Consider the following 14368-nt stretch of genomic DNA (forward strand, 5'->3'; position numbering starts at 1 on the left):
GCTTGATCGATCGGATGCGCGCCATCAGTGCGAGCACTCCAGCCCGGCCGGGGTGGCGATGGTGATGGTCTGGCTCATCAGGTGTCTCCTCCTGGGAGGTCGGTGGTGAGGCGCTCGAGGAGAGCGGCGGCGGTGTCGGTGGTGGGCCCGCGCACGGCGGCCACGGGTGTCGGTGCGGACTTCGGCGGCGAGCAGGCGGAGAAGTTCGACGTCCTCTGGCCGTTCTGGGCAGCGGGCGTGCACCCGTGGGGTGCCATCGAGCCGGAGGGTGAGTAGCCGGCCGCACCACTCGCAGGGCGAGTGGCCGCGCTTGCACGCTTCCGACCAGTGGTGGCGGCCGGCGGTGGCCGGGTCGCCGTAGCCCGTTCGGCCGCAGACGGCGCACCCGCCACTTCGGTCCGCTGTAGCTGTAGCCGTAGTAGCGGCCCTGGTGGGACGTTGGTGAACGTCGTCGTCACCCGTGCTCGCTCGAGTTTCGCCAGCTCGAGGAGCACGTCGGCGTGGCATGGGACGGGCTGGCCGTCGGTGTCTGTGAGGGGGCACCAGCAGGCGAGGTCGCGGCCGGCGAGGATGCGCCGGATGGTGTCGATGGTGGGGACGTGGAGCGGGCCGGAGCGTTCGGTCCGGGTGAAGCGGTGGGCTACTCCCCCGGCGTCGGTGAAGGTGGTCTCGCCGGTGGTGACGAGCTCGCGGTACATGCGGACCGAGTCCTCACGCGGGAACAGCTCGCCGCCCTTGGAGGCGATGGGGAACGGGCTCCCCCACGGCGTGGGGCGGCCGACGTAGACCGTGTCGACTGGCATGCGCCACCCGGCGGTGCGTTGGCGCTGGATCCGCTTGGGGGCGCTCACTGGGCGCGCTCCCATCCGGCGTCGAGCAGCAGCTGGGCGAGCACGGCCTCGTGCACGCGGGCGCGGCCCTGGTCGTCGATGTCGATGGTGGAGCCCTCGTGGTGGGGACGTCGGTGCCGGGGATGCGCTGCTCCCACACCTGGTGCTCAGCCACAGTGCTCGCCTCCCTCGGCGTAGGTGTCGGCCCGCTCGCGGAGCCAGCAGTCGGCATGTGCCCCCGTGCGCGGAGTCGGGTCGGTGACGTCGGTTTCCCATGCGTCCGCCGCCTCCCGCAGCGCCCGCGCACCAGCAGCCCGCTCACGCTCAGCGATCAGGGGTGCGAGTGATTCGGCAACATGGGTGATGAACTCAGTGGTTCGTTCTGCGCGGGACGTCAGGTTGCCCTCGCGAATGTCCCCGTTGCTGCTCGTGGCACCGCACGGGCAATGCCATGCGCCGCTGATGGGGCCGACGCGCGTCACGTGCGCCGCCAGCACCGCCGCGACCTCCCCCACGTCCCCGGCCTCGCGCTCCGTGGGCGTGGAGTCGGGGGCAGCGAACTGTGCGTGCAAGCGTCGCAGACGGGCGACCTCGGAAGCGTCCCAGCCGTGGCGAGCTGCGACCTCGTCCATTGCGGACTCCTCGCCGACCTCGTTCTCGTCGGCGTCCCATCCGAGCACGACCCCCCAGAGCCAGGCGTCCGCGCGGTCCTGCGCCCAGTCGCGGGAGTTGAACGCGAGCAGGCGCCGCAGCGACTCGCGGAAGTCCTCGCTCATCGGTACGCCCCAAGGAGCTCGACGCACGCCGGGCACGTGATCTTCATGCCGGGCGCCAGGGCATCGGTCCCGAGCCCGGCCAGGGCTCCGCAGAGGTGCTCCTGCGTGCGCCGGTCAATGCCGTGCACGACAGCCTCACCCACGACCCTCACCCCCGTCGCCCTCGGTCGCCACGGTGGATGAGGTGGGCACTCCGGGCGGAATGATGCGAGGGCGTCCGACACGCTTCGGCGGCGAGGGCGGCACCGGGACGCCCGACCGGGCGCTCGCCATGACGCACGATGCCCACGCTTCGTCGTCCCACTGGCAGCGTTCGTGGCCGCAATCCCGCACGTCGTCAGGCACGTCTTTCTCGGGCCTCTGCTGCTCAGACATGTCCGCCCTCCTCAGGCTCGGTGGTCTCGCGGGCGGTCGCACGCGGGTCGGCGTTGGCAGGTAGGAGCCGCCGCGCGCCGTAGCGGCAGCGGCGCAACTGGTCGAGGGCGTCTGCGAGATCAATGGGGATGGGGTCGGTGCGCCGGCTGTCTGCGGTGAGCACCGCTTCCACGGCCTCCTCAAGGCGCTCCGTTGGCGTGGAGTCGGGAGCGGGGCGGAGCCACGGCAGGACGCCGACACACCCGTCCGCGCCATGCAGGCCCCGGTCGTGCCGCTCGCTGACGGTGGTACTCAGCGTGAGCGACCCGCAGGCGCAACGATCCTCAGACATCGCTGTCCCCGTCGCCCTCGGTCGCCACGGTGGGCGAGGTGGGCGAGGTGGCGCGCTTGCGGGCCAGCAGTGCCCCCGTCCCGCGCGGGTAGGACATCGGCACGGCCCGAGCCGGATCGCTTCGACGCGGAGACTCTCGGTCACGTCGTAGTGCTCGCGGTGCGTGCCCTCGTGCTGGAGCCACGACGGTCTCAACCCCAGTTCCGCCGCGAACGCCTCCAGTTCGTCGGACGTGTCGGCCATCAGGTGCGACCACTTCGCGGGCCGTCCGGTCAGCCGCGCCGGCCGTCGCATGTCGTCCACGTACACGGTCATCGCTCGCCCTCCTCAGGCTCGGTGGTCTCGCGGGCGGTCGCACGCGGGTCGGTGGTCAGCGCGCGGATGGCGCGGTCGGTCTCGTCCCCGCGTCCACTCGGCGCGGTCCAGAGGTCGTGATGGCCGACGACTGGCCGCCACCCGAGGTCGATCACCTGCTTGGTGATGTCGCGGGCCACCTCCGGGTCACCTGTGCGGGTGTGGATATGGGCCCACAGGTCGGCGGTCTTGGTGGCGTGGATGCCAGTGTCGCCGCGGCCGTGAGCGATGGCGTCGGCTCGGGCCTTGGCCCGGGCTGCGCACCGATCGACGTGTTCGGCGTCGACGTCGCTCGCTCGGCAGGTCGTGCAGGTGAGTCGCTGGTCGGAGCTCATCGGACGAACCTCACGAGCCGGTCAGCCAGCCAACCCCACACGGCGGCGCGGACGTTGTGGCCGGCCCGGTCGTGGTCGAACCAGTTGCAGTAGGCGCGGTGCCAGAGTGCGGTCCTCATGTCGTGGCGTCCGTCGTTGCACTTGCAGTTCATCGGGTCTCCTCGTGGGTGTCTCGGGGGGTGGTGGTGGGTGCGGCGAACGCCTCGCGGAACGACGCCAAGCTCGCCGCGAACTTCGCCCAAGTCGCGTCGACGAAGGCCGTCAGATCGGCTAGCCGTCGCCGCTGCTCTGCCCGCTCGACGTCGCGCCAGGTGAAGCCCCAGCGCGCACAGAGGTCGTCGCGGAGGCCGTCGAGGTACCTGCGGTCCTCGGGACTCACGCTGCGTTCTCCCCTGTGAGGTCGGTCCGGATCTGGGTGGCGGCGCCGAGGAGCTGCGGGTCGCCCTCGACGCGGCGGACGCCGTTGAGGGCGGTGGTGTGGTCCATGTCGAACTGGCTGCCGATCTCGGGGTACGAGCGGCCGGCGTCGCGCATGAGCCACATGGCGACGTGGCGGGCGTTCGTGCTGGTCTTGTCGCGGTGGCCGGCGAGGACGTGGTCGGGCGTGACGCCGAAGTGCTCGCAGGCGGCGTAGAAGACGCGGGTGGACCAGTTGCCGCGGGTCATGGTGGCTGCGGCCTGGACCGCGAGGCGCCGCACCCGGGCCTCGGCGGCCTTCTCCCGCTCGATCTCCTGGTCGAGCTGGCGGCGCAGCTGGAGGAGGTCGTCGAGGCGGCTCACACTGCACCCCCGAGGGACTTGGCCACGGCGGCGATGAGGTCGCGTGCGGCGGGCGGGGTGACGGCGTTGCCGCAGAGCTTCACGCGCTGCCGGCGGGTGCCGCCCCAGATGTAGTCGGCGGGGAACGCCATGCCGGCGGCCACCTCGTGGGGTTCGAGCATCCGGAACAGGCAGTCGTCGACCTGCGCCTCGGCCGCCGCGATGTCGCCGGGCGTCAGCATCGACTGGTGGCCGCTCGTGGTGAGCGTCCGCATGACCTCGCTGGCTGGGGTGACCATCTCGGCGCCGTCGCCCTTGCTGGAGTTGTGCCGCTGGATCAGGGCGTACCGGTCGACGGTGGTCAGGGTGCCGATCGGCTTGTCGGTGGGCTGCGAGGACTGGGCGGAGCCGTAGTAGGGCATGACGAGCGCCGATGTCTCGCGGGTGGTCATCGTGCGGTGTACCTCGTCGGTCGGGCGCGCGTCGTCGTTCCACGTCCCCCCGGCAGGCACGACGAGGCCGTGGTGGTTACCGGACGCCGTGAAGGTCGAGGCGGGCTCGGAGACCGGCCGGGCGGTGGATCCGCCGCCGCGGAGCTCGGCGATGAACGGCGGCTCGATGAGGGACGGGATCGGCCCGTTCGCGGTCAGCGTGCGCAGGTACTCCGAAGCCGGAGTCGTGTGCCTGGCTGGGTGGCCGCCCTTCTCTCCGTTGTTCCGCATGACGAGGGCGTCGAGGTGGCGGCTCGTCTGCGTGCGCAGCGTCTGGTCGGTGCTGGAGCACCGGTCGCCGGCGCGGCCCTCGAGCGGCACCACGAGGGCCTTCGTCTCCATCGTGTGGAGCGTCCGGAGCACGTCGTGCGTCGACCACGCCCGGTAGTAGCCGTTCGGGTCACCGAACGATGCGTGCTTCGGGTCGGCCGCGTCGTACTGGTTGCCGCCCTGCTCCATGTGGAACGGGGCCCAGTACTTCGCGATCCCGGCCGCGATGCGGCGGCGGGTCTTCTCGGCCAGCGGCTTCGTGCGGTCCCCGATCCGGGTACCGCGCATCGACCAGTCGATGGCGGCGGCGGCCGGGAGGTAGCCGGGCTCCACGGTGGTCCCGCAGGCGCCGTGGAGGTAGACGTACTGGGCGCGGTACTTCCCGACGGTCCGGCCGTTCTTCCACACCTGCTGCGACTCGACCACGCCCTGACAGGTCGGACACCAGGCGAGCGGGCGCATCACCTCGTCGACGTCCGGCGCCCGGTTCCCACGGAGCCAGCACACGATGTAGAGGCGGTCCCGGGACTGCGGGGCCGGGTCGCCGTGGGCCTGGGCGTGCATCGAGTTGAGCGACACGACCCGAAAGTCGTAGCCGAGGTTCCGCAGGCCCTTCTTCCACAGCGCCCACGCCTCGGCGTACTTCGGGTTCGTGGCGATGTCGACGACGTTCTCGACGACCATGGCGGCGTACCGGTGGTGCTCGGCGAACCGGAGGACGTCGAACATCAGCAGCCGGGACCGCTGCACGATGGCGGTCTCGGGGTCCTCGTCGACGAGCTCGGGGTCGAGGAGGCTCAGCAGGTCCGCCTCGACCGACACGGACGCGTACTTGCCGCCGGACGCCTGGGACCACTTCGTGCACTCCGGGGAGGCCCACAGGATGTCGGTGCGGGGGAAGTAGCGGGGGTCCTCCTCGTGGAGGTCGACCGCGGCGTGGTCGGCGGTCGGGTGGTTCTGGTTGTGGACCTCGACGGCGAGGTCCCAGTGGTTGGCGGCCATGCGGATCTCGACGCCGGGAACCTGGATGGCGCCGGTCGAGGACCCGCCGCCGCCACAGAACAGGTCCGTGACGGTGAGGCTCACGCGAGCACCTCCCGCAGCAGCGCCGCGAGGATGGCGTCGGCCTGGTGCTCCTGGTGAACCTCGTCGATCGACGCGTAGCGCGACCACTCCAGCCCGGCTCCGCAGGTGCAGCGGTCCGGGCCGTCCGTGTCGATGTCGGCGACCTCGTAGTCCGCGTGAGTGCGGATGGCGCGGAGGACGACGTCGCCCGGAGAAACAGAACGGCGCCCTGAGACCTGGGTCTCGGGCGCCGCCGGGGGCTGCTGGGTGGTGGGTTGGTGACTCATGGTCGAGTGGTCTCCTCGGAGGTGGTGTCGGCGATGTAGACGCCGAGGGCGTAGGCCTGCCAGACGTCGGCTCGGAAGCCGTGGAACCAGCCGGGCTCGGCCTTGGTGCCCTTGCCCTTGTTGGGCTGGCCGGGTGCGAAGCGGTCGACGAGCGCCTGGGTGACGTTGGAGTCCTTCGCCTTCGTCGAGTGGCAGTGGTGGAGCCTCACGGGCTGCCGCTTCACCAGGTCGCAGGGCGCGGACGGGCTCCAGTGGTCGATGGTCTGCTGGAAGCGGCCGATCCAGACGCAGGTCTCGAACACCTCGGCGCCGACCGGCATGCCGTAGCTCGCGACCATCTCGATCGCGTAGTGGTCCGCAGGCGGCCCGTCGTCGGTGCCGGAGATGATGTCGAGCAGATGCTCGTTGCGCTCCTTGGCGAACGCGAGCGGGCGCCGTGTGTCGGCGTCGAGCACGACCCAGGCGGACTCGATGTTGCCCGGGTCGATCGCGAGTATCCGGCGGTGCACCATGTGGGTGCGTCCTTTCGGGTTGGGTCCCTCCCGCCGCTGGCTATGGCCTCGGGCGGCGGGAGGGAGGTTCAGGCGTCGTCGCAGGCGCAGGCGCCGCTGACGGACTTCTCGGTGAAGCAGCGGGGGCAGATCTCGCGCGGCACCAGCTGCGGGCGGGGTTGGTCGCCGGCGCACTCGAAGTGCACGGCCCGGTGGTCCTCCATGACCGGGTCGTCGCCGACGTCGATCGGCTCGTGACAGGCCGGGCACCGGCCCGGGTAGCGGGCCTCGAACTTCCTCGGGGCGCTCACGATCCACCACCGCCGCCGCTGGCCTTCCGTTCGCGGATCTCTGCTCGTTCGATGCGGTTGGTCAGGGAGTCAATGCGGCGCGTGAGGGCGACGTACTTCTGCAGTCGGGAGTCCTCGCGTCGCTGCATCCGCGCGGTGCGCTTCGGGCCGAGCGCGACGCCTCCGGACGCGGCACGGTCGGGCGAGATCGGCTCGAGCAGAGGGGCGCGCTGGGCGATCAGCCTGGCGCGCTCGTCGCGCAGCGACGCGGCGCTCCGGTACGTCCTCGGCGGCTTGGTCCTCCGCTTCGGTTGCGAGGTCTCCTTGGGTGGCGTGAACAGGAGCTCGTCGCCGGCCCGAATGAACCACTCCAGGAGCGGAACCAGCCACGGCTTGGCCGGCGGGTGCTCGGCGACGTAAGCTGCCTGGCGCTCCTGCAGCAGTGCCATGTACTCGTCCCCCGTGAGCTGCGCCCTCACGGGCTTGAGAGCCTCAGGCATCGGTGGCCTCCCGGGTGTCGGTGACCTCGGTGAACCGGCGCTCCCACCGCTCGAGCCATCGGACTGCGAGCACGTCGGCGATCACGTGGGCCACCGGGGCGGCGAGGATGATCGAGACGACGGCGATCTGCTGGGCGGTCACCGGGTGGCCTCCGTCCGCTCGTCGACGTCACGGACCTCGACCCACTCACCGTTGACGTAGACGCCGGGCACGACGGTCCTGTGGAGCGGACCCTTGCCGAACGTGGTGATCGCGGATGCGGCCGTCCGTCGCCGCGAGTAGCTCTCGGTCGTCCAGACGACCCGACCGTTGGCGGCGCGGAACCTGGCGTGCCATCCGGCGTCGGTGTGCACGATCTCGAATCGGTCGCTCACGAGCCGCCTCCGAGCGCAGTGCGGACGTCGTCGACGGCGAGGATCGGGGGCCCAGCGACGCTGCTGGCGATCTGCTGAGCGAGGTCACAGACCCCGCGGATCCGGTCGCGAGCCGCGCGCAGCCGGGTCAGCTCCTCCCAGAGGGAGTCCCAGGTGGCGGCGAACGCCGGCTGCTCCTCGCGCAGGTGCGGGCAGACAACCGGCGCACGGCTGGGCAGGGCGTCGACCTTCGTGCCCTCAGGCATCCCGGCGATCGCGGACCACATGTCCTCGAGCACGTCGAGCATCCGCACGTCCTCGTCCTCGGCGAAGTCCTGGCCCCAGTCGTAGAGGAGGTCCTTCACGCGGTCGAGAGCGTCGGGGGCGCCGGCGAGGCGCCGGTCGATGATCTCGCCAACCACTCCCGGGAGTTCGGGGTAGGCGTCCTCGTTGCCGATCGGGCCGTAGAGCTCTCGGAGCTCCTGACCGGTGAGCGTCACGGCGCTACTCATCGTCTGCACCTCCCGCGCAGGTCTTGTGGATCCAGCGGTCCTTGACCTTGGTGGCCTGCCGCCAGTCCTCGATGTCCCGCCCGCACCGGTGGCACTCGTTCTCCATCGACGACGACGCGAGCCCCGAACCGTGGTAGCTGGTCCGCGAGCGTTGGCGCGTCACGATCGGCCCTCCAGATTTGCCTTCGCGGCGGCTGCCGCTCGATTGGCGGCGGCCATGATCCGTGACGCCTCGCTCGCGTCGGTCGTGTCGATGAGGACGTTGACCCGCGACTGTCCGGACGAGTCGGCGCGGGCCCGGCCGTCGTGCCTCTCTGGGTCGCACAGCGAGAACACGACGTAGCCGTTGCCGACGAAGCCACGCTGGCTGCCCCGGGGCGGGGTGGATGCCATGACGTGGCCGACGCGGGCGGTGACCGTGCGGCCCGAGAACTTCGCACAGCGGTCGCCGTGGTCGCTCCCGGAGCAGTCGCAGGGGTCCTTGCGGTCCCACTCGGAGAGCGTGACCGTGTCGCCCTTCTGGTAGCCGCGGTCGTCGATGCGGACCTCGAACGTCTTGTCCCCGCGCCAGACCGCCTCGAAGAAGTTCGGCCAGGTCTTGAGCGTGTGGTGCGCCATCAGCTCTCCACCTTCTGCTGCTCGGCGACCTCGGCGGCCAGGGCGTCGTTCACTGCCTGGGCCTCGTCGCTGGAGAGGTCCTCGCGGCGCTCGACCTGCCGGCCGATGACGTCCGCGACGTAGGCGAGGGCCATGTCCTTGCCGTCCACGCCGGCCTGCTTCATCAGCTGGCCCATCGTGGAGATCTGCGCCTTCGTGATCTGGGTCGGCGCCGGGTCGTCCTTGGGCTGCTCGAGTGCAGCCGCGAGGCCCTTGCTCGGCGCGCTGGGCCGCCTGACCGTGACGACCTCGGCGTCGATGTACTCCATCTCGCGCTCTTCGACGGAGTAGACGCCGTTGAGCACGTCGGGGGCGATCGTTCGGCAGATCTCGGCGGTCGCCTTGGCCCGGAGCATCGTCTCGGGGTCGGTGAGGTACTTCTCGTTGCCGAGCATCTTGCCGTTCTTGTTCACGGCGTACTTGCCGGTGCTCTCGTCGATGACGGGGACGTATCCGGCCTTGGTGGCCCGCTCGATGGTCCACTCGGCGGTCTCGACCGTGTTGCTGCCGCGTCGGCGGCCGCCCATGACGACCTTCTCGGGGCCTGCCTCGATGGTCCAGGTCTGGTGGCCCGCGGCCTTCACCAGAGCGTCCATGGAGCGGCCGTACAGCGCGGCGTTGCCGTGCACGACGTAGACGGCCTTGACGGCCTGCATGGGGTCGAGGCCGAGGGAGGAGCCGTAGAGGATGGCGGCCGCGGTCTCGTCCGTCTTGCCCTTGAAGTGGTCGGGGACCATCGAGGTGCGGCAGATGACTTCGGCCAGGGCGCGCGCGTCGGCCATGACGGCTGCGGCCTCGCGGATGAGGGCCGAACCGGCGACGCGGGTCTCGGTGCTGCCGGGCAGGAGGTCGGTCGGCTGCTGGTACTGCTGGATCTCGGTCATGCTGCTGTCCCTTCGGGGATGGTGTTGGCGATGAACTCGGCGGTGTCCGCCCAGCGGGGCGGGTGGATGGTCAGGAAGTCGTCGTCGCAGTACGCCGGCCACGTGCCGGTGTCGAGGCACCGGCGGTAGGTGGCCAGTGCCTTGCCGGCGAGCGCGGCACCGCGCTCGAGGAAGTCGCCCGAGAGCTCGGCGACGACGACGGGGTGCGGCTCTGTGGACTCGACGAACACGAGGGCGTAGGCGGCGATGTCGACGCCGAGCCCGGCGGCCACGTCGAGATACCAGGCCGCGGATAGGTCGTAGCCGTACTCGACGATGTGCTTCGGCAGGGCGGCCGGGTCCGACGTGCGGGACGTCTTGAGGTCGACCCCAATCCCGTCGTCGCCGAGCCGGTCCCACCTGCAGCGCCGGATGACGTCGTAAGCCGGGTCGCGCCAGAACATCGACAACTCGGACCGGCCGGGGCTGGTGAGCAGCCGCGACGCCTTCGGGTGCGTGAAGACGGCGTCCGCCATCCGTTCCGCGGCGGCCAGCTGCTCGGGCTTGAGGACGACCTTGCCCTCGGCTTCGGCTTCGGCGATCGCGGCCTTGACGTCGTTGCGGTTCCGGTTCCCCTCGACGGCCACGAACCCGGGCCCGGTACCGAGGACCATCGAGTGCGCGACCGTCCCGAGGTCGAGCGCGGCCGAGGTCTGCGGGTGGGTGCGGGAGTGCAGGAAGTGGGCCGGCGACTTGAGGATCTGCTTCATCCCTGAGGCGGAGACCGAGGTCGGGTCTGCGTGGTAGACGAGCTCGTCGAGGTCCTCGTAGACGCCCAGCCGCGTCTCGCCTGTACGACGCTCCTGACCTGCGGAAACGTCGTCCGTGAGCGTGGGCTGTACGTCGCGCTCCGGCGCGCGGTGGCAGTCGCACTCGCACACGGCCGGGTCGAACGCCGGGCCACGTAGGTAGTCGCCGGTGCACCGTGCGTGAGAGTCGGCCGGGTTGCTTGGGTTGCAGAAGCCCGTGATGCGCGGCCGACGGGTCGATGTCTTCCCGCTCACGCGACACCACCGGGTGTGGCTGGGGCGCGGAAGGTTAGTGGGCACTGGTCCTTCAGCCCCGCGTACATCACCTCGAGCGCCGCGCCCCGGCCATGCCCGGCGCGGAGCTCGCGGAGGGCGAGCCTGATCGTGCTGGCCCTGACCGTTTCGGCGTCGACCACGGTCGAGGAGAACCGGCCGGCCTCGACCTGGCACTGCAGCGGGGCGGTCGCCGCGACCGTGGTCGCCCCGGTCGCGGCACTCATGCCGACCCCAGGGCAGCGGCGGCCAGGAGGAGCGCCGCGACGGCGGCGATCGGGAGGAGGTGCCACAGGGCGATCAGGAAGTCGGTCACGACCGCACCTCCAGGGGTCCGCGCGCGGTGAGCTCGGCCCACGTGCAGCAGTCGATCTGGCCGCGGCTCGCGAACCAGCAGCCGCGGCCGCTCATGGCCCACTCGACGCCGTGCGCGTCGATCACGCGCGCGGCCATGTCGGTCGGCTCCTCGGGGTGCTCGGCTCCTAGGCCAGTGGTGTTCATCGGTTCCTCGCATTCGGGAGGCTGGGAAACGCGAAGGCCGGCCACCGCTGGGGGATGCGGTGACCGGCCTTCGCCGGGGGTGGCGGTGCTCCGGCTAGGTAGCCGGCACCGCGCTCTATGGGGTGGAGCTGATGGTCCTCAGCGGGAGCCGAGGAAGACCGGGGAGTTGATGAGCTCGAGCTCGGTGATGCCGGTCTCGACCTTCTGGACGACGGACAGGAACGCCTCGCGGAGGACGTCCTCGGGCCGGTCGAGCTTGTAGCCGATCCGCAGCGCACCGTCGGCGAGCCGGTACCGGAGCCGCGCGGTGACCTTGAAAGCGTCGGCGCCCTCGAACGGGCGGAGGCCGAGGACGAACGTCTCGGGGATCTCCATCCGGCCGGCCTTGCCTGCCTTCGCGTCGACGGTCTCGCGGTACTCGAACTGCCGCTGCCCGTCGGAGAGCCGCTTGGACGACTCGACGTTGACGCCGATCGTGGCCTTGAAGGTCTGCGCGATCTCCAGCATGTCGGCCCCGGAGGGAGTGACGACGTCGGTGGCGCGCTCCTCGATCAGCTCGGCGAACACCTGCTGGTCGGGGAGGTGTCCGTCGTACTTGGCCCAGGTCTTCCACGCCTCGGTGAGCAGCACGCCGTAGATGACGCGGTGCTCCTCGTGGCGAGGGCCGTCGACCGTGGTGTTCGCGTCGAGGACGCCGGTGATCTTCGCGGCGACCGCGTCGGCCCACACCTCGGTGTCGGCGTCGGCGTGCTTGGCGAGGTAGGCGACGAAGCTCTCGGCGTCGTGCACCCGGTACTCGCCGGTCTTCCGACGCGGCTTGTGGGCGTACTCCGCCTTCTCGCGTTCGGCCTCCAGGTCGATGAGCCTGACCGTGCCGTCCGGGGAGACGACGGTGAAGAACCTGCCAACGAGCTCGGCGGGCTGGGTGGCGCGGGTGGCCGCGTCGATGACGGCCTGGGCGTTGCTGTTGTCGGTGGTCACGCCTGGATCTCCTTGAGCTCGTCGGTCTGGGTGTCGACGACCTGCCCGTCCCCGACCTCGCGGAGCGACTCGAACGCGAGCTGGTTCGGGTCGTTGCGGGTGAGGTTGCCGGTCTTGTCGGTGTAGAAGAGGCTCGCCTTGCGGTCGTGCTCGGGGAGCTTCAGCTTGATCTGGTCGTCGATGACGAGGACGTCCTTGTCGCCCTTCATCGGGCCGACCGAGATCGTGTACTGCACGGACCCCTTCTTGCCGGTGTCGCGCACGCGCTGCACCAGGTCGAAGAGGGCCTCGGAGAGCTCGTCGTGCGACTTGCCCCCGGCCTGCTCGCGAAGCCAGTCCGCGAAGGGGCGGACGACCTGGTCGTCGTCCGCGCTGGTGTCGGTCATTCGTTTCCTTCCGTGTCTGCCCACCCGCGCCAGCGGCGGAGCGGGACCTTCTTGTTGCCGTTGCCCCGCGAGTGCTCGGCGTTGATGGGGTCGAGGCGGCTGGTCTTGTCGAGGAACCCGTCCGGGCCGCAGGCGGGCGCCCACTTCGCCGAGAAGCTCTGCGGGTTGATCTCCCCGAACCGGGCGTGGAGCAGCGCGGAGACCCGGGACGGGTGGACCCAGCCGTCGTGCGCCTCGGCGTCTGTGCGGCACGCGGCGCGGAAGTCGTCCATGCGCACGTGCCCGAGCGGGGTGACCGTGTCGGCGAGCAGCATCAGCAGGTCCGGTTCGTCGAGCGGGCCGATGCCGACGGCGGTCACTTCCGGCCGCCCGGGATCTCGCGCATGAGCCGCTCGATCCCGCGGTCGTAGTCCTCGTCCCCGTCCTCCCACGGCAAGCGCCGCGCCGGGCGCCGAACAGAAGCGGCCGGCCCCGATGGGACCGGCCGCTCGCTGGCTCGTGACTCTTCACTGCTGGCGCGTTCTCGCTCGCGGACCGCGGCCTGCCGCTGGGCCTGCTGGAGGGCGAAGTCGCGGCGCTCGGGCTTCGGCTTCCCCTTGCCCTTCCGCTTCCCGGGCACCCTCTGCCCCAGGAGGCGGGCGACGTCGCGGCGGGCGGCCTGCACGCTGAAGTGGGTCGGGGTCTCCGGCAGCTTGTACTGACCGGAGGCCTTCGGGTGCGACCAGATCGTGTGCCCGGAGGAGTCGACCGACTCGTACACCCAGCCGTTGGTCCGCAGCCACTTAGCGAATGCCCGGATCTCGGCGCGCGCGTGGCGCGGCTGACCCGCGCCGCTCACCAGGTCTCCTCGGATCGCATCTCGCGCCGCGCCTGCATCCGTTCGCGACGGCGCGTCAGGCGCTTCACCTTCGCCCGGTTCCGGGAACGTCGGTAGCTCGTCATGACGCGGTACCACCGGGTGTGCACGTCCTGCTCGTCGGTGGTCTCGATCCGGCGCCGACCCATGCTCGCTGGGCGCGGGCTGCTGCCTCGATGGCTCACGACGTCACCGCCCATCCGCCGCCCTCACCGACGCGCCAGCGGCGTCGCGACCTGGGCCGCTGGGAGGGCGCCTGGCGCATCAGCCAGTCGATGAACGTCAAGTCCGACCGGCCGGTGTCGTTGCCGATCCGCATGGCGTCGGCGACGTCGCGCTCGTAGGCGACGTACAGCGCGTGTGCCTGGGCACCCGTGACGCCGAGCTCTGCACGGAGGATGCGGAACGCGTCTCGCTTCGATGTGGGGGCGGTTCTCCCACCTGCCTGATAGCCCGGCAGCGGCTCCGCAACGTGGGCAGTACCCGGTGGTGCGATCATGCGGCAGACCTCCGTCGCCGGCGCCGCGATACGGGCGCCTTCTCCTTGGGCTTCATCGCTTCCCAGAGCGCACGCTTGTCGGCCTCGGTGAACCGCCAGCCGGCGCGGCCGCCGAGCTGGGCGCCGATGCCGTGTTCGCGGGCTACGTCGGCCACCTTCTGGCGTCCGCAGCGGAACTCCTCGGCGACCTCGTAGACAGTGAAGACCTTCGCGTCGGTCATGCCGCGCTCGCGAGCCGATCGCCGATCGCGACCGCGACGAGCTGGACCCAGCCGGCGGTCGGGGTGACCCGGTTGTTCTCGGCGCGTGAGAGGTAGGAGGGGCTAACGCCGGCCGCCTCGGCAACCTGCTCGAGCGTCATGTCGGCGGCGAGCCGAAGGGCGCGCAAAGCGGGGCCGACCCCTCCGGTGCTGATGCTTTCCGTCATGGGAAGAAACCTAATCTTTTCTTCCCATCGGGGCAAGGGTGGTCATGCCTAACCTGGGCGATTCTTTCCCAGATACTTCACAAATGGGAAAGAATC

The 14368-nt window shown here is 70.8% G+C and carries 29 protein-coding genes and 1 pseudogene; all 30 read right to left on the minus strand.

The features are described 5' to 3' along the window. Nucleotides 1-77: 77 nt before the first annotated feature. The 30 genes and pseudogenes from BJZ21_RS00005 to BJZ21_RS00145 all read right to left on the minus strand — a co-directional run bounded on the left by BJZ21_RS00005 (nt 78) and on the right by BJZ21_RS00145 (nt 14272). Complete coding sequence (locus BJZ21_RS00005; RefSeq protein ID WP_179661874.1) at nt 78-866, minus strand: DUF4326 domain-containing protein; 789 nt, start codon at nt 864-866, stop codon at nt 78-80. Next, nucleotides 848-988 (minus strand): hypothetical protein, encoded by a 141-nt coding sequence (locus tag BJZ21_RS00010; protein WP_179661875.1) that lies wholly within the window; start codon nt 986-988, stop codon nt 848-850. Before BJZ21_RS00010 ends, BJZ21_RS00005 begins: the two co-directional genes overlap by 19 nt. 9 nt (nt 989-997) lie before the next feature. After that, entirely contained in the window at nt 998-1606 is a 609-nt protein-coding gene (locus tag BJZ21_RS00015; protein WP_179661876.1) for a hypothetical protein, read from the minus strand. A 367-nt stretch (nt 1607-1973) separates the two neighbouring features. After that, nucleotides 1974-2312 (minus strand): hypothetical protein, encoded by a 339-nt coding sequence (locus BJZ21_RS20675; protein WP_179665409.1) that lies wholly within the window; start codon nt 2310-2312, stop codon nt 1974-1976. A 153-nt stretch (nt 2313-2465) separates the two neighbouring features. Continuing rightward, a pseudogene (locus BJZ21_RS21900) lies at nt 2466-2627 on the minus strand (DUF4031 domain-containing protein); the annotation flags it as partial. Continuing rightward, entirely contained in the window at nt 2624-3001 is a 378-nt protein-coding gene (locus BJZ21_RS00025; RefSeq protein WP_179661878.1) for a hypothetical protein, read from the minus strand. The gene BJZ21_RS00025 and the pseudogene BJZ21_RS21900, both read right to left, overlap by 4 nt. After that, nucleotides 2998-3120, minus strand: a complete 123-nt coding sequence (locus BJZ21_RS21280) for a hypothetical protein (RefSeq protein WP_281380807.1) — start codon at nt 3118-3120, stop codon at nt 2998-3000. Before BJZ21_RS21280 ends, BJZ21_RS00025 begins: the two co-directional genes overlap by 4 nt. 29 nt (nt 3121-3149) lie before the next feature. Then, the gene (locus BJZ21_RS00035) at nt 3150-3380 is read right to left on the minus strand and encodes a hypothetical protein (protein ID WP_179661880.1); all 231 of its coding nucleotides are present in this window, start codon (nt 3378-3380) and stop codon (nt 3150-3152) included. Continuing rightward, complete coding sequence (locus BJZ21_RS20680; protein ID WP_179661881.1) at nt 3377-3781, minus strand: helix-turn-helix domain-containing protein; 405 nt, start codon at nt 3779-3781, stop codon at nt 3377-3379. Before BJZ21_RS20680 ends, BJZ21_RS00035 begins: the two co-directional genes overlap by 4 nt. Further along, nucleotides 3778-5607, minus strand: coding sequence for a DNA cytosine methyltransferase (locus BJZ21_RS00045; RefSeq protein ID WP_179661882.1), 1830 nt, complete (start codon nt 5605-5607; stop codon nt 3778-3780). The genes BJZ21_RS20680 and BJZ21_RS00045 overlap by 4 nt, the downstream gene beginning before the upstream one ends. Next, entirely contained in the window at nt 5604-5873 is a 270-nt protein-coding gene (locus BJZ21_RS00050; RefSeq protein WP_179661883.1) for a hypothetical protein, read from the minus strand. Before BJZ21_RS00050 ends, BJZ21_RS00045 begins: the two co-directional genes overlap by 4 nt. Beyond that, the gene (locus BJZ21_RS00055; RefSeq protein WP_179661884.1) at nt 5870-6385 is read right to left on the minus strand and encodes a hypothetical protein; all 516 of its coding nucleotides are present in this window, start codon (nt 6383-6385) and stop codon (nt 5870-5872) included. The genes BJZ21_RS00050 and BJZ21_RS00055 overlap by 4 nt, the downstream gene beginning before the upstream one ends. A gap of 68 nt (nt 6386-6453) precedes the next feature. Beyond that, nucleotides 6454-6675: a hypothetical protein gene (locus BJZ21_RS00060; RefSeq protein ID WP_179661885.1), complete on the minus strand. Its 222-nt coding sequence runs from the start codon at nt 6673-6675 to the stop codon at nt 6454-6456. After that, nucleotides 6672-7133 carry a hypothetical protein gene (locus BJZ21_RS00065; protein ID WP_218851190.1) on the minus strand — a complete coding sequence of 154 codons (462 nt, stop codon included), beginning with the start codon at nt 7131-7133 and terminating at the stop codon, nt 6672-6674. Before BJZ21_RS00065 ends, BJZ21_RS00060 begins: the two co-directional genes overlap by 4 nt. 13 nt (nt 7134-7146) lie before the next feature. Next, nucleotides 7147-7296 carry a hypothetical protein gene (locus tag BJZ21_RS00070; RefSeq protein WP_179661887.1) on the minus strand — a complete coding sequence of 50 codons (150 nt, stop codon included), beginning with the start codon at nt 7294-7296 and terminating at the stop codon, nt 7147-7149. Next, complete coding sequence (locus BJZ21_RS00075) at nt 7293-7529, minus strand: DUF1508 domain-containing protein (protein ID WP_179661888.1); 237 nt, start codon at nt 7527-7529, stop codon at nt 7293-7295. The genes BJZ21_RS00070 and BJZ21_RS00075 overlap by 4 nt, the downstream gene beginning before the upstream one ends. Then, nucleotides 7526-8020: a hypothetical protein gene (locus BJZ21_RS00080; RefSeq protein WP_179661889.1), complete on the minus strand. Its 495-nt coding sequence runs from the start codon at nt 8018-8020 to the stop codon at nt 7526-7528. The genes BJZ21_RS00075 and BJZ21_RS00080 overlap by 4 nt, the downstream gene beginning before the upstream one ends. Then, entirely contained in the window at nt 8013-8183 is a 171-nt protein-coding gene (locus BJZ21_RS00085; protein ID WP_179661890.1) for a hypothetical protein, read from the minus strand. Before BJZ21_RS00085 ends, BJZ21_RS00080 begins: the two co-directional genes overlap by 8 nt. Then, on the minus strand, nt 8180-8638 hold the full coding sequence (locus tag BJZ21_RS00090; RefSeq protein WP_179661891.1) for a DUF3850 domain-containing protein: 459 nt from the start codon (nt 8636-8638) through the stop codon (nt 8180-8182). The genes BJZ21_RS00085 and BJZ21_RS00090 overlap by 4 nt, the downstream gene beginning before the upstream one ends. Further along, a complete protein-coding gene (locus BJZ21_RS00095; RefSeq protein WP_179661892.1) occupies nt 8638-9561 on the minus strand; it encodes a hypothetical protein in 924 nt (307 codons plus the stop codon). The genes BJZ21_RS00090 and BJZ21_RS00095 overlap by 1 nt, the downstream gene beginning before the upstream one ends. Beyond that, the gene (locus BJZ21_RS00100; protein WP_179661893.1) at nt 9558-10481 is read right to left on the minus strand and encodes a PD-(D/E)XK nuclease-like domain-containing protein; all 924 of its coding nucleotides are present in this window, start codon (nt 10479-10481) and stop codon (nt 9558-9560) included. Before BJZ21_RS00100 ends, BJZ21_RS00095 begins: the two co-directional genes overlap by 4 nt. Before the next feature lie 119 nt (nt 10482-10600). Beyond that, nucleotides 10601-10849 carry a hypothetical protein gene (locus BJZ21_RS00105; protein ID WP_179661894.1) on the minus strand — a complete coding sequence of 83 codons (249 nt, stop codon included), beginning with the start codon at nt 10847-10849 and terminating at the stop codon, nt 10601-10603. 85 nt (nt 10850-10934) lie between these two features. After that, nucleotides 10935-11123, minus strand: a complete 189-nt coding sequence (locus BJZ21_RS00110) for a hypothetical protein (RefSeq protein WP_179661895.1) — start codon at nt 11121-11123, stop codon at nt 10935-10937. A 138-nt stretch (nt 11124-11261) separates the two neighbouring features. Continuing rightward, nucleotides 11262-12104, minus strand: coding sequence for a DUF2303 family protein (locus BJZ21_RS00115; RefSeq protein ID WP_179661896.1), 843 nt, complete (start codon nt 12102-12104; stop codon nt 11262-11264). Then, entirely contained in the window at nt 12101-12490 is a 390-nt protein-coding gene (locus tag BJZ21_RS00120) for a hypothetical protein (protein WP_179661897.1), read from the minus strand. The genes BJZ21_RS00115 and BJZ21_RS00120 overlap by 4 nt, the downstream gene beginning before the upstream one ends. After that, nucleotides 12487-12849, minus strand: a complete 363-nt coding sequence (locus BJZ21_RS00125; protein WP_179661898.1) for a hypothetical protein — start codon at nt 12847-12849, stop codon at nt 12487-12489. Before BJZ21_RS00125 ends, BJZ21_RS00120 begins: the two co-directional genes overlap by 4 nt. Then, nucleotides 12846-13328, minus strand: coding sequence for a hypothetical protein (locus tag BJZ21_RS00130; RefSeq protein WP_179661899.1), 483 nt, complete (start codon nt 13326-13328; stop codon nt 12846-12848). The genes BJZ21_RS00125 and BJZ21_RS00130 overlap by 4 nt, the downstream gene beginning before the upstream one ends. A 199-nt stretch (nt 13329-13527) precedes the next feature. After that, nucleotides 13528-13845 carry a hypothetical protein gene (locus tag BJZ21_RS00135; RefSeq protein WP_179661900.1) on the minus strand — a complete coding sequence of 106 codons (318 nt, stop codon included), beginning with the start codon at nt 13843-13845 and terminating at the stop codon, nt 13528-13530. After that, entirely contained in the window at nt 13842-14066 is a 225-nt protein-coding gene (locus BJZ21_RS00140; protein WP_179661901.1) for a hypothetical protein, read from the minus strand. Before BJZ21_RS00140 ends, BJZ21_RS00135 begins: the two co-directional genes overlap by 4 nt. Then, on the minus strand, nt 14063-14272 hold the full coding sequence (locus tag BJZ21_RS00145; RefSeq protein WP_179661902.1) for a helix-turn-helix domain-containing protein: 210 nt from the start codon (nt 14270-14272) through the stop codon (nt 14063-14065). Before BJZ21_RS00145 ends, BJZ21_RS00140 begins: the two co-directional genes overlap by 4 nt. Between the last annotated feature and the right edge of the window lie 96 nt (nt 14273-14368).

This window comes from Nocardioides panaciterrulae (genome assembly GCF_013409645.1).
GTDB classification, from domain to species: Bacteria; Actinomycetota; Actinomycetes; order Propionibacteriales; family Nocardioidaceae; genus Nocardioides; species Nocardioides panaciterrulae.